Source organism: Achromobacter sp. JCM 18799 (genome assembly GCF_055395645.1).
Window position 1 is genome coordinate 3,888,464 of the sequence record NZ_AP043866.1, and the last position, 13,282, is coordinate 3,901,745.

The window sequence follows — 13,282 nt, forward strand, 5'->3', positions numbered from 1 at the left end:
GGGCCGCCCTGCCGTCAAGCGCTTACAGTCCCAATTCCCGCGCGATCAGTTCGCGCTGAATCTGCGAGGTGCCGCCGCCGACGGTCGCGTTGCGGGCATCGCGCCAATGCCGTTGCATCGCATGATCCGTGGTGTAGGCGTGTCCGCCCAGGATCTGCATGCCCGAGGCGGTGACCCGCTGAAGCATCTCGGAAACGTAGAGCTTGGCCATGCTGGCCTCCTTGCGGCAGGACAAGCCATTGTCGTAGCGCCAGGCGGCCATCGAGGTCAGCCAGCGGCCACACTCCACCTCGGTCGCCATGTCGGCCAGCATGTGCGCGATGGCCTGGAACTGGCCGATGGGGCGCCCGAACTGCTTTCTTTCCTTGGCGTAGATCGTGGCTTCGTTCAAGGCGCTGCTGGCGCAGCCCAGGTAGTTCGCTGCGAGCGTGATGCGCTCGCGTTCCAGATGGCGTCCGATGTATCCCCAGCCCTTGCCCTCCTCTCCCAGCAGATAGCGCGAGGGCACGCGCACGTCGTCGAAGTAGATTTCCGACAGGCCCAGCACGCGGCGGCCGATGACGTCCAGACGCCGGATGGTGATGCCCTTGAGATCGTTGGGCACCAGGAACAGGGAGATGCCATCGTGCCGCTTGTCGCTCTTCGCGGTCCTGACCGCCAGCACGATGTGATTGTCGGGCGCATCCGCGCCGCTGGAAAACACCTTCTGGCCGTTGATCAGCCAATCATCGCCGTCGCGCCGCGCACTCGTGGTCAACGATGCCGCGTCCGACCCGGAGCTCGGTTCCGTGAGGCTGAAAGACAGCTTGGCCTCGCCCTGCGCCACGCGCGGCAAGATTTCGCGCTTCAACTCATCCGGCGCCACATCCGCCAGGATCGAGCAGCCCCAGGCCTGCAGCGCAATGCGCGTGGCGAAGTCGACGCTGGGCTTGGCGACCTCTTCATAGAGAATGATGCAATCGGACATCGGACTGCCCATCCCGCCGTACTCGGCCGGGACCACCATGGAAACAAAGCCCGCATCCACCATGGCCGCATAGACTTCCTCCGGATACGTGCCGTCACGGTCCCATTGCCTCACCTTTTCTGGCGTGCACAGGGACTGCACCAGCCGCTCAACCGCGGAACGCAACATGACCTGCTCTTCGGTCTGGTTAAAGTTCAATTTTTCCTCCAGGTGGTTTGGTATCTACGCCTGCGTCCCGCCAGAGAGGTGGGACCGCACCGCATCCCAAGGCAGAAGCAAGAACCGCGCCAGCCCGCGGCATCACCGGGCGGCATACTGCCATGGGCACCGCCAGTGCCTGCGCAGCGAACACCCGTGATTGCACAACGGACAACTGATCACGCGCCCCGGCAATCGGGTAGCCGCGGATGCTCTTGACTTGGCGCAGGCTTGCCGCAAAACTGATCGCTCTGTGCGCAAGGCCGCCCTTCTTCTTTGTGTCCCCCAGTGTTGCGGAAGGCGCCGATTCAATCGACCGAGCGAGTACTGAAGGAGCTCCGCATTGACCACTGCCGCGATGCCCAGACTGAAGCTGCGCCGCCTTGTCACCGTGCTGGCGCTCGCGAGCGGACTCATCGCCTTCGTCAACACGCTGTACGCGGCCTACCTGGTGCAGCGCGAGCAGCTGATCGCCAACACCCTCGAGGCCAACCGGGCCTACGCGATCAAGCTGGCGGAAGTCACCGACATCTACATCGAATCCATACAGCGGCAATTGCTCCTGTCCGCCGAGCGGGCGCCGGGCCTGCTGGGTTCGAAACCCGCCATGGAAGACGAGCTCGCGCGCCTGGTGCAGCAGACCGACGGCGTCATGACGGCCGCCATCGCAGACAGTAGCGGCACCATCCTCGCCACCGCTCCCGCCGACGCGGGCTTCGAAGGCAGGACGCTGGTACGCCAGCAACTGACCACAGGCGCCCAACATCTGAAGGGCCACATATCGACGCCCTACGTGGGCATGGAGGGCCGGCTGATACTGGCGTTCTCCGAACCTTTCCGTGATGCCAAGGGCAACCATGCCGGCACCATCCTCGCGGCCATCCACCTTCGGCAAGGCAACGAGTTCGACAAACTCGTGGGCGAGCACTTCTACCGCGACGGCTCCTACCTGTATGTCGTCGATGGCGACGGCACCATCATCTACCACAAGGACAAGGATCGCATCGGCACCAGCGAAAGAAGCAATGCCGTGGTCGAAGCCGTGCTGCGGGGCGAGACCGGTGCGATGCCCGTGGTCAACACCCGCGGCGCGCACCTGTTGGCCGGCTACGCCGCGCTCAAGAACGCCGGCTGGGGTGTCGTGGCGCAACGCCCGCTGGACGAAACGCTGCGCCCGCTGCAAAGCCTGACCAGCAGGATCGTGCTCTACGCCTTGCCGGTGGGGCTGATCATGTTCCTGGCCATCTACCTGCTGGGCCGCTGGATCTCGCGGCCGCTGGAGGAGCTGGCCCAGGTCATCGAACGGGATCAGCCCGGCGCGTCGGCTGGCGACCTGCACCGGATCAAGGGCTGGTACTACGAGGCGGCCCGCCTCCGGAACGCCGTGACGATGAGCCAAAGCTCCCAGACCCGGCGGCTCGATAAGCTGAACACGGACACCATCACCGATCCGATGACGGGCCTCTTCAACCGCAGGGGCCTGGCGCTGCAGATCGCCACGCTGCGCCAGACCCGGCAGCCTTTCGCGGCGCTCGCGCTAGACCTGGACCACTTCAAGCGCGTGAACGACACCTACGGGCACGCGGCCGGCGATCAGGTGCTGATCGCGCTGGCCGCCATCCTCAAGACCTGTGTGCGGGCAGAAGACGCGCCGTGTCGCGTCGGCGGCGAAGAGTTCCTGATCCTGATGCCCAACGCCTCGCGCGACACGGCGGAAAGGGTGGCCGGACGCATCCGGGCGGCGACGGCGGACCACGCCATGCCGCAGGCGGTGGGAAATGTCACGGTGTCCATCGGCATCGCGCTGTGGCCGTCGGATGATGCCGACATCGACAAGGTCATGGCAAAGGCCGATGAGGCCTTGTACCGGGCAAAGAATTCGGGACGGAATCGCGTGGCGGTCTGGTCGGCCGCGTAAATCACGGAACAAGCGAATCAGGCGCTAAAAGCGCCGTGCCGGGCATACCGCAGCGGCAAGGAGACGTCTGGCCCGCGCCGGCGTGCCCCTAGGGAAAACACTCATCAAAAAAACAAAAATGAATAATGACTCATCGTTCATTTTTTGCCAGAATGAGTCAACCGCCTAACGGCTAGCCGCAACGCAGCGCGTGCGCCGGCTATTCCAGGCGCCCCCCCCAAGCAAGAGACACCTGGCGTCTCCTGCTACTCCAAACGAGGTCTAGATGAACTTTGCTGAGTACAAGAGCTTGACGTTCGAACGCCGCAAGCGCGTCCTGGAAATCACGATGAACCGGCCCGAGAAGCTCAATGCGGTCGACGAGGCCATGCACGAAGAACTGGCCCGGGTCTTCGTCGATGTTTCCGCCGACCCGGAATGTGACGTCGTGATCCTGACGGGAGCGGGCCGGGCCTTTTCTTCTGGCGGCGATATGGCCTGGCTGCAGAAAATGATCGACCAGCCCGGCGCATTCGAAAAGACGGCCCGCGAAGGCAAGCAGATCGTGTTCTCGTTGCTGGATTGCGAAAAGCCCGTCATCGCGAAAGTGAATGGGCACGCGGCAGGACTTGGAGCCACGCTCGCGCTGTTCTGCGACGTGATCTTCGCCTCGGACGCCGCGAAGATCGGCGATCCGCACGTCAGTGTCGGCTACGTGGCCGGCGACGGCGGCGCCGTGATCTGGCCGCAGCTGATCGGCTATGCGCGCGCCAAGGAATACCTGATGACGGGCGACCTGATGACAGCGACCGAAGCGGCGCGTATCGGCCTGATCAATCACGTGGTGCCCGCGGCGGACCTGGAGCAACGCGTCGAACAGTTCGCCGACAGGCTGGCGGCGGGAGCGACCAAGGCCATCCGATGGACCAAGATGTCCGCAAACATCGGACTGAAGCAACTGGCGCACACGATCTTGGACGCCTCCTTGGCCTACGAGGCGCTCTCCAGTGCCACCCAGGACCATCAAGAAGCTGTAAACGCCTTCCGCGAGAAGCGCATCCCGGTCTTCTCTGGAAAGTAGAGAACCACTGATGAACTTCACGGAACCCGACCACATCCGGCAGTTGCGCGATACGCTCGAGCGGTTCGTCGAGAAGGAAATGCCGCGCGGCGCCGCCGCCGACTGGGACAAGCGCAACCACTTCCCGCGCGAGGTCTTCGACAAACTCGCGCGCCTCGGCGTCATGGGACTCACCGTACCCGAAGCGTATGGCGGCGCGGGCCGCGACATCCTCGCCACCATGGTTGTCATCGAAGAACTGTCCAGGCGCAGCCTGGCGGTATCGGTGCCCTACATCATGAGCGCCTGCTATGCGGGCATGAATCTGGTCGAATGCGCCACCGAGGCGCAGAAGACCGAACTTCTGCCCAAGGTCGTGGACGGTACCCTCGTCTTTGCCTACGGCTGGACGGAACCGGATGCCGGCGCCGACCTGGCCAGCGTCAAGACCCGCGCCGAACGTGTGGGGGACTCCGTGCGGATCAACGGCGCCAAGCGCTTCTGCTCGGGCGCGGCGATATCGGACTACATCTACGCGCTGGTGCGCTCCGGCAACGAGGGCGAGCGCTACAAGAATCTGTCCATGATCATGATCCCGCCCGACACCAAAGGCGTGACGATCACGCCCATCGAAGGGTTGGGCATGAAAGGAGCCGCGACCACGGACGTGATCTTCGAGGACGTGGAGGTGCCATTCGAGAATGTGATGGGCGGCGAGGCCGGCTGGAATAACGGCTGGCAGATGATCGTGGGTTCGGGACTGGACGTGGAAAAACTCGAAGTCGCCGCCATCGGCATCGGCGTCGCCCGGGCCGCGCTCGACGATGCATGGGCCTACGCGGGCGAACGCCAGCAATTCGGCAAGACCATCAACCACTACCAGTCCATTCAGCACAAGCTGGCCGACATGAAGACGCAACTGCACGCCGCGCGCCTCGTGCTCTACCACGCAGCCTGGATGGCCAACGAACACCAGCGCTGCGGGGTCGAAACATCCATGGCGAAGCTCTTTGCCACGGAAACCGCCCGCTCGGTCGCGCTGGAATGCCAGACCATCTTCGGCGCCTATGGCTACGTCAAGGATTTCGACGCGGAGCGCTACGTCCGGGACGCCCTGCTGCTGCCCATCATCGGCGGCTCCTCCGCGGTCCAGCGCAACAACATCTACAAGTGGTCCGGAGCCAATGCCTGACATGCCCTCAATTGACCTGACCGGGAAGAATGTGTTGGTAACCGGCGGCTCCAGCGGCATCGGAGCGGCGGTGGTCGATCTGTTCCTGGAACTCGGCGCGCAAGTGAGTTCGGCCGACCTCCAGCCGCTCGACGCCGTGGAACGGGACACCGTTACCCGGCTCCAGGCGGACGTCTGCGTGGAACAAGACTGCCTGCGCGCCACGGCGGAAGCCATGACCGCCATGGGAGCCATCGACGTGCTCGTGAATTGCGCCGGCATACCCGACACCTACACCCCGACCCTGGAGCAAAGCACGCAATCCTGGCAGCGGATCGTGGATGTAGACCTGACCGGCACCTACCTCATGTGCAAGGCCGTAGGCGCACACATGGCGCAACGCCGCTCTGGATCGATGATCAACATCTCGTCCATCGTCGGCCTGGGCGGCTTTCCCCGCCGCAACGCCTATGGCGCGTCCAAGGCTGGCGTAATCATGCTTACCAGATCGCTGGCCAGCGAGTGGGGCAGCCTGGGCATCCGCGTGAACTGCATCGCTCCCGGCTATATCCGCACGCCCTTGGTCGAGACCCTGATACGCGAAAACAAGGTGAACACCGGACAGATAGAACGGCGGACACCGCTGGCCCGCCTCGGCCATCCCAGGGAGATCGCGCATGCCGCGGCGTACCTGTCCTCGGAATGGTCATCCTTCATCACGGGGGCAACCCTGCCGGTGGATGGCGGCTGGTCCGCGTTTGGAGGCGCGGGCGACATCGGCATCGCATGACATAGGCCTGATTGATCTGAAGTTCCCTGGGGCGAGCCCCGCACAACAAAGCAGAACAATACAGAACAAAGCAAAGGAGACATGAACATGGATCGCAGAAACGTCCTCAAGATGCTGGGCGCCCTGGGCGGCGCAAGCGCAGCCGGCGCCGGCAGCCTGTGGAGCCGCACCGCATTCGCGCAAGCTAATTCGTCTATCAAGCTGGGCTTCATTTCATCGCTCTCCGGCGCCCAGGCGCCACTCGGGCAGCCCATGCTTCTGGGCGCGCAGATCGCCATTGACCAGGTCAACCAGGCGGGCGGCGTTCTCGGCAGGAAACTGGAGCTGGTCATCCGGGACGACAAGGCCAAACCGGCCGAGGCGACCGTCGCCGCGCGCGAGTTGGCGGGTTCCGGCGTGAACATGCTGTGCGGCGTGGTATCCAGTGCGGTCGCCCTAGCGATCGCCGCGGTCCTGGAACAGGAGAAAACACTGCTGATAACCTGCGCCGCGCACTCCGAAAAGCTCACCAAGGAGAGCTTTGTCCGAAACTATTTCCGTGTCACGGACAATCCCTACATGCGTCAGCGCGCCCTCGCCAAAATGGCCGCGCAACGCTATCCGGACGTCAATCGCTGGGGCGGCGTCATTCCCGATCATGAGTACGGCCGCACCACCTGGGGCTGTTTCGAAGACGGCCTGCGCGAGTTCTATCCAGCGCTTGCCCAGAAGCAACCCGCGATCGCCCCGCCGATCAAGACGCAGTACGGCGCCGCGGACTATCGCAACGCCATTACCGCCACCATGTCCGTCCCAGCCGAAGGCTTCATGATCTCCGTGTATGGCGGCGATGCCGTGACGCTGTACAAACAGGCCGAACCGTTCGGATTCTTCAAGAAGGCCAAGCTGATCGTGGATTCGGCCAACGAGCTGATCGTAGCCAAGGCCATGAAGCAAGATCTGCCGGACATGTGGGTGGGAACGCACTGGTACGCGGGTGCGTTCGAGGACATCCCGGTCAGCCGCGAACTCCAGGCGGAAGCCGTGCGCCGCGCCAAGGATCCCCTCACGCTGGGCTTTATTTCCGAGGGGCATGCCGCGGTGATGGCCTACGCTCGCGCGCTACAAGCGGCTGGCTCGGCCGATACCGGCGCGGTTCTGAACGCGCTTGAATCGGTCACGTTCGAAACCGCCACCGGTCCGCGCCGCTTCCGCAAGGAAGACCATCAGGCCATCAAGCCCGTTGTCATGTATCGCCTGCGCGGATCGGCCAAGGCAACGGACGGCTTCGAAATCGTCGACGTCATTCGCATCCCCGGCGAGGAGGTGATGGATCCGGCCACTCCCGGAAAGGCCTTGAGCTTGCGGACAGTCTGAAAGGACCGGGAATCATGGACCAATACGGTTTGATGACGCTCAACGGCCTGTCGTGGGGCATGACGGTCTTCCTGACCGCCGCCGGCCTGACGCTGGTTTTTGGCATCCTGCACGTCCTGAACTTCGCACATGGCGGCTTCGTCATGCTGGGGGCCTATCTGGCCTACAGCCTGCTGGCCAGGCTTGGAGAGCCGTCCTTCTGGGCTTTCATGCTCGCCACCATCGTGTGCGCCGTGGCGCTGGGCGTGCTGGGCGCCGCCGTGGACAAGCTGGTTTTCCAGCGGCTCAGAGGCGTTGGCGAATCCTATTCGTTGATCGCCACCTACGCGCTGCTGCTGCTCTGCCAGGGAGTTGTCAAGGTAGTCTGGGGCATCGACTTTCTGAGCGTGCCGCCTCCGCCGGTATTGCGCGGCGCCACCGAGATCGCCGGCATGCTGGCTCCCAACTTCGTCCTCTTCGTGATCGGCTGCGGCGTGCTCGCCTTCCTACTTCTCGACTATCTGGTGCATCGCACCGAACTGGGAAAAACAGTCCAGTCGGTCGCGGTCGATCCCTGGATGGCCTCGTTGCTCGGCGTGAACGTGCGCCTGGTGCTGACAGGCACCGTGGTTGTGGGAATCGCGCTGGCTGGAGTCGCCGGCGCGCTGCTGTCCGTCAACCAAAGCCTGTCTCCCAACATGGGCAGCGCCCTGATCATTCAGGCCTTCGGCGTGATCATCGTCGGCGGCATGGGGAACATTCGCGGCGCCTTCCTGGCCGCCGTCCTCCTGGGCCTCATCACCGCGATAGGCGACCGCGTCTTCGCGGAAGTACCGGGGCTTTTCTTCTATGTCGCCCTCATTTCCATCTTGATGTGGCGTCCGCAAGGACTTTTGAAGGGGCTACGGTAATGAAGCAGCTTGCCAGCACAACAAGCCGGCGCTCGTTCGACCTCGCGGTTGCGGGGGTGGTGATCGGGCTGTTCGCCAGCGTCCCGTGGTGGGCGGACAAGGGATTGGTGTTTCTCGCGTCGGTGGTGTTGATCAACGCAACCTTCGCCTTGAGCTTCAACCTCGTTTTCGGCCTGACCGGCCTGGTCAGTTTCGGCCATGCGGCGTACTTCGCGGCAGGCGCCTACACCACCGGCCTGCTGCTGCAGAGCTACTCCCAGGTTCCCTTCCCCCTTGCCTGGCTGGCAGCGGGCATTGCGGGAGGGCTGGTCGCCGCGGCCGTCGCCGTCGTCGCCCTGCGCCGCGCGAGCGGCATCTACTTCGCCATCCTGACTCTCGCATTGGCGGAACTGGTGCACATCCTGATCTCGAAATCCGACCTCCTGGGCCGCGAGGATGGCATGACAGGCATCAAGCGGCCGGTGATGGACTTTGGCCTGTTCAGACTCGACCTCGCGCAAGGCAACAATCTCTACTACGTCACACTGGTCTGTGTCTCTTTCCTCGCGCTGATTCTGTACATTCTTTGGCACAACCGCTACGGCAGGCTGCTGGCGGCCATCCGCCAGGATGCCGAGCGAGTGCGCTTTCTTGGCATCAATGTCCACGCCATGCGATTCTCGGCCTTTGTGGCCAGCGGCGCCTTCGCCGGCCTGGCCGGCGGCCTGTACGCGCCGGCGGCCCAGCTGCTCACGCCGGAAATTGCGCACTGGGGATATTCCGCCCTGCCCATTCTGTTTTGCCTGGTGGGCGGAGTCGCCTACTTCTGGGGGCCCGTCGCCGGGGCGGTGATCTTCATCGGGCTCGAACACATGACCCGCAACATCGTCGGTCTTTCCGAAATCCTGATAGGCGCGGTGCTGTTGCTCGTGGTGCTGGCGTTCCCGGGCGGCGTCATCGGCGGCGCGCAGCGGCTGCTCGCGGCTGGCCGGCGCGGGACATCCGCCAACGGCAGCTCCGAATCGAAGATTCAAGGACAGACATCGTGACTACGCACATACTCGACGCGCGCGGGCTCTACAAGGCTTACGGCAGCATTTCTGTCCTGAAGGATGTGACACTGCGCATGCAACAGGGCGAAACGCACGTCGTCATCGGGCCCAATGGCGCGGGCAAGACCACCTTGTTCAAGACCTTGAGCGGCGAACTTCTGCCAGATGCGGGCGAAATCTCGATTGAGGGCATGAGGGTCGAAGGCATCGACGGATACCAACGCGTGCGCCTGGGCGTGGGGCGGACCTTCCAGGTCGCCCGCGTCTTCGGCGAAGACACCGTGCTGGACAACATGGTGGTCGCCATCGAGGCGAGCCGCCGCCATCAGGGTGCCGGTGGCGGCTTCAGCTTGCGGATAGCGCCCGCCGCCGATGTCTATGACGAAGCCCTGGACGCCCTGGAGAAAATGGGCCTGGCCTCACAGCGCAATCACGTCTCGGGGGTGCTGGCCTACGGCGATCGGAAGCGCCTGGAACTCGCGATGAGCCTTGCGCTGCGGCCCAAGCTACTGATGCTCGACGAGCCGATGGCCGGCATGTCTCCGCCAGACAGGGCGGCTGCGGTGAAAACCATTAAATCGGTGGTGCGGGAACGCGGAATCTCGGTCCTGCTAACCGAGCACGACATGGACGTCGTCTTTTCGCTGGCCGACCGCATCACCGTGCTGAACTACGGCGAGATCATTGCCAGCGGAACGCCCGAGGACGTGCGTTCCTCCCCCGAAGTCAGGGAAATCTACCTGGGCCATGAGGTGCAAAGTGCTTGAAGTGAAAAACCTGCGTGCACGCTACGGGGACAGCCTCGTTCTCGACGGCGTCGGCATCGAGGTCGCAGCCGGCCAGGGAGTCGCCCTGCTGGGCCGCAACGGCGCGGGCAAGACGACTTTGCTCAAGAGCATCGTGGGCGGCGGCCCTACCGTCGACGGCACGCTGCGATTCATGGGCGGCGACCTCAGGCAGATCGGCACGCATGCGCGCGCGCGTTCCGGGCTGGCGCTGGTACCGGAAGACCGCAGGATATTCAGCCACCTGACGGTGGAAGAAAATCTGCTGCTGGCGCGGCATGCCAGCGGTCCGCGAGGCACTCTCCCGCTACAGGAAGCCTACGGACTCTTTCCAGCGCTTGCCGAGCTGCGCACGCGCATGGGAAACCAACTCAGCGGCGGACAGCAGCAAATTCTGGCGGTCGCGCGAGCCTTGATGTCGCGACCGAAGTGCATGCTGCTGGACGAGCCCGCGGAAGGCGTCGCCCCCTTGCTGGTCCAGCAAATGGCCGAGCAGGTTAATCGGGCCCGCCAGCAGCAAGGCGCCGCGCTGCTGCTGGCGGAACAGAACCTGTGGTTCTCGCGACGGTGTACCGACTACGTATTCGTGATAGATACTGGCAGAATCGTATTCGAGGGCGATTGGAATCACTTCGACGCCCACCCTGAAATTGCCGACCGCTATCTGGCGGTCTGAACTTTTCACACACTGATGATGCTCCATGACTGTACGCAACCCGAGTAAATCGGCATCGGCGCCTTCCGCGCCGCTTTCCGCCGGCCCCAAGAGCCGTCCCCGAAAAAAGCAAACCCGCGACGAACGGGCCGAAGAAACCAGGGCGGCTATCTTCAGCGCTGCGGCGCAGGTTGTTGGAAAACACGGCTACGGCGATGCTTCCATCAACCGCATTACCGAAGCCGCGGGAATCGCGCAAGGCACGTTCTATCTTTACTTCGAATCGCGCCAGGCGCTGTTCGACGAGCTCCTGCCCCATGTCGGCCAGGACATGTTGATCTTCATCCGCAACCAGGTGAAGGGCGCGGCGAACGTGCTGGACATGGAAGAAAGAGGATTCCGCGCGTTTTTTAAGTTTCTGCAGGAGCGTCCAGGATTCTTCCGTATCCTCAATGAGGCCGAAATCGCCGCGCCGGTCGCGTACCTGGCGCACTTCAAGCTGATCACGCAGCACTACGTCGAAGCCCTCTCCAGAGGAGTCCAGGCCGGAGAGATCGTCAACTATCGGGAACAGGAACTGGAAACCCTGGCCTACATGTTCATGGCGGCACGCAGCTATCTCTACCTGCGCTATGTCAAGGACGCGGAAGCGGCGGGCGACGCGGGCGCGACCCTGCCGGAGTCGGTGGTCGAAACCTATATGAAGCTGGTGCGTGGCGGCTTGACCTGAACACCCACGGCACGGCCCCGTCCACGCAGACGGGCGCCGGCGAAAAACGATGCGGGAGACAGAAATGCACACAGACGGGAGTGGCTGGCAGACACGACTCGGCCCGGACATGGCGGCTCGGTATGCGGGCGACGGACGATGGCAGAACATCCCCCTGGCCGAGAGCGCGGGCCAGTGCGCACGCGACTACCCGGACCGGACCGCCGTGGCGGACGATTCCGGCGGACTGACGTTTCAGCAGCTATGGAATCAAGCGCTGCGCCTCGCGGCGACGCTGCGCGACCATGGCCTGCAGCCTGGCAGCGTCGTCAGCTTCCAACTGCCGAACTGGCGCGAAACCCTGGTCATCAATCTGGCCTGCGCCATCGGCAGGTTCGTCTGCAATCCTATCGTCCCTATCTACCGCGACGCGGAACTCAGTTTCATCCTTGCCAATTCAAAGGCCAGGGTCCTGTTCATTCCCGATCGCTTCCGCAGCATCGACTACCTTGAAATGATCCAGCGGCTGCGCCCGAATCTGCCTCACCTGGAACACGTAGTCCTGGTTCGAGCCGAAGCGGACGGGGTCGCCTCGTATGCTTCCTGGGTAGACCGCCCCGCTCCCCTGGAACCATTCACCCGCGCCGATCCCGACGCCGTCAAACTCTTGCTGTACACCTCTGGCACCACCGGGAACCCCAAAGGCGTTCTGCATAGCCACAATACCCTCCGCGCCGAAGTCCAGGCCGTCACCGACTTCTGGGGGTTGTCCAGGGACGATGTGCTGCTCATGCCGTCTCCCGTTACCCATATCACGGGCTATCTGTATGCGCTGGAGCTGCCCTTTCTGCAAGGAACAAAAACGGTGCTGATGGAGCGCTGGGAGGCGAGCGCCGCGCTGGACGCAATCCAGCGGCACCAGGCGTCGTTCAGCATAGGCGCGACGCCCTTCCTGGTCGAGCTGGTGGCCGAAGTCGACCGGCGCGGCATCCAACTGCCCTCCCTGCGGCTCTATGGCAGCGGCGGCGCCCCCGTGCCGCCCGAGGTAGTCAAACGGGCCTATGCCGTATTGCCGAACTGCAAGACGTTCCGCATTTACGGAAGCAGCGAGGCGCCCACCATTTCGCTCGGCATCGCCCAGGGCGACCCTGCGGAGTGGGGCGCCAAGACCGACGGCCTGATTTTCAACCATGAAGTCCGCATCGTGGATCCGGCTAGCGGCGTGCCGCTCGCGACTGGCCTGGCCGGCGAAATCACGGCCCGAGGACCGGAAGTGATGCTGGGCTACACCGATCCGAGCGATACCGAAGCAGCCTTCGACGCGGACGGCTATTTCCACACTGGCGATCTCGGCTACATCGACGAGAACGGCTACATCACCGTCACCGGCCGCATGAAGGATCTGATCATCCGCGGAGGCGAGAATATCAGTCCCAAGGAGATCGAAGATCTCCTGCATCAGCATCCAGCCATCCAGGAGGCCGCGGTGGTCGCGTTTCCCCATGCCAGGATGGGAGAAACACCCTGCGCCTACGTGGTCCTGCGGCCCGGACGCGAATTGGATTTTCCCGGCCTGCTGGCCTATCTGGAAAGCGCCAGGCTGGCTCGCCAGAAATTCCCGGAACGCATGTTCGTGGTGGACGACCTGCCGCGTACCGCCACCGGCAAGGTACTCAAGCACGTCCTCAAAGCCCGGGCCACCACGGAAGACTGCCAGGATGCGCCCCGCCTGCTCGCGCAGGCATGATCCCATCGCTCAATCGCAGCAGAGGC

General features: G+C 63.6%; 12 protein-coding genes. 11 read left to right on the top strand and 1 reads right to left on the bottom strand.

The genetic code is table 11. The features are described 5' to 3' along the window. Positions 1 to 22: 22 nt before the first annotated feature. Complete coding sequence (locus ACZ5YA_RS18260; protein WP_464091041.1) at positions 23 to 1,165, bottom strand: acyl-CoA dehydrogenase family protein; 1,143 nt, start codon at positions 1,163 to 1,165, stop codon at positions 23 to 25. A 343-nt stretch (positions 1,166 to 1,508) separates the two neighbouring features. Here ACZ5YA_RS18260 and ACZ5YA_RS18265 point away from each other — a divergent pair, with 343 nt between their 5' ends. From ACZ5YA_RS18265 to ACZ5YA_RS18315, 11 genes are all read left to right on the top strand, one after another. After that, positions 1,509 to 3,083, top strand: coding sequence for a GGDEF domain-containing protein (locus tag ACZ5YA_RS18265; protein ID WP_464091042.1), 1,575 nt, complete (start codon positions 1,509 to 1,511; stop codon positions 3,081 to 3,083). Positions 3,084 to 3,348: 265 nt separating this feature from the next. Then, positions 3,349 to 4,143 carry an enoyl-CoA hydratase/isomerase family protein gene (locus ACZ5YA_RS18270; protein ID WP_059373876.1) on the top strand — a complete coding sequence of 265 codons (795 nt, stop codon included), beginning with the start codon at positions 3,349 to 3,351 and terminating at the stop codon, positions 4,141 to 4,143. A gap of 10 nt (positions 4,144 to 4,153) precedes the next feature. Continuing rightward, entirely contained in the window at positions 4,154 to 5,314 is a 1,161-nt protein-coding gene (locus ACZ5YA_RS18275) for an acyl-CoA dehydrogenase family protein (RefSeq protein ID WP_059373877.1), read from the top strand. A 1-nt stretch (position 5,315) separates the two neighbouring features. Then, positions 5,316 to 6,083: an SDR family NAD(P)-dependent oxidoreductase gene (locus ACZ5YA_RS18280; RefSeq protein ID WP_059373878.1), complete on the top strand. Its 768-nt coding sequence runs from the start codon at positions 5,316 to 5,318 to the stop codon at positions 6,081 to 6,083. 87 nt (positions 6,084 to 6,170) lie between these two features. Next, complete coding sequence (locus tag ACZ5YA_RS18285) at positions 6,171 to 7,439, top strand: ABC transporter substrate-binding protein (RefSeq protein ID WP_187774078.1); 1,269 nt, start codon at positions 6,171 to 6,173, stop codon at positions 7,437 to 7,439. A gap of 14 nt (positions 7,440 to 7,453) precedes the next feature. Next, a complete protein-coding gene (locus ACZ5YA_RS18290; RefSeq protein WP_118931520.1) occupies positions 7,454 to 8,329 on the top strand; it encodes a branched-chain amino acid ABC transporter permease in 876 nt (291 codons plus the stop codon). Next, positions 8,329 to 9,357: a branched-chain amino acid ABC transporter permease gene (locus tag ACZ5YA_RS18295; protein ID WP_118931519.1), complete on the top strand. Its 1,029-nt coding sequence runs from the start codon at positions 8,329 to 8,331 to the stop codon at positions 9,355 to 9,357. The genes ACZ5YA_RS18290 and ACZ5YA_RS18295 overlap by 1 nt, the downstream gene beginning before the upstream one ends. Beyond that, on the top strand, positions 9,354 to 10,127 hold the full coding sequence (locus ACZ5YA_RS18300; protein WP_205736583.1) for an ABC transporter ATP-binding protein: 774 nt from the start codon (positions 9,354 to 9,356) through the stop codon (positions 10,125 to 10,127). The genes ACZ5YA_RS18295 and ACZ5YA_RS18300 overlap by 4 nt, the downstream gene beginning before the upstream one ends. Continuing rightward, entirely contained in the window at positions 10,120 to 10,821 is a 702-nt protein-coding gene (locus ACZ5YA_RS18305; protein ID WP_464091043.1) for an ABC transporter ATP-binding protein, read from the top strand. Before ACZ5YA_RS18300 ends, ACZ5YA_RS18305 begins: the two co-directional genes overlap by 8 nt. 25 nt (positions 10,822 to 10,846) lie before the next feature. Then, a complete protein-coding gene (locus ACZ5YA_RS18310) occupies positions 10,847 to 11,530 on the top strand; it encodes a TetR/AcrR family transcriptional regulator (RefSeq protein WP_118931518.1) in 684 nt (227 codons plus the stop codon). 64 nt (positions 11,531 to 11,594) lie between these two features. Beyond that, on the top strand, positions 11,595 to 13,256 hold the full coding sequence (locus tag ACZ5YA_RS18315; protein WP_251878942.1) for an AMP-binding protein: 1,662 nt from the start codon (positions 11,595 to 11,597) through the stop codon (positions 13,254 to 13,256). The last annotated feature ends 26 nt before the right edge of the window (positions 13,257 to 13,282 follow it).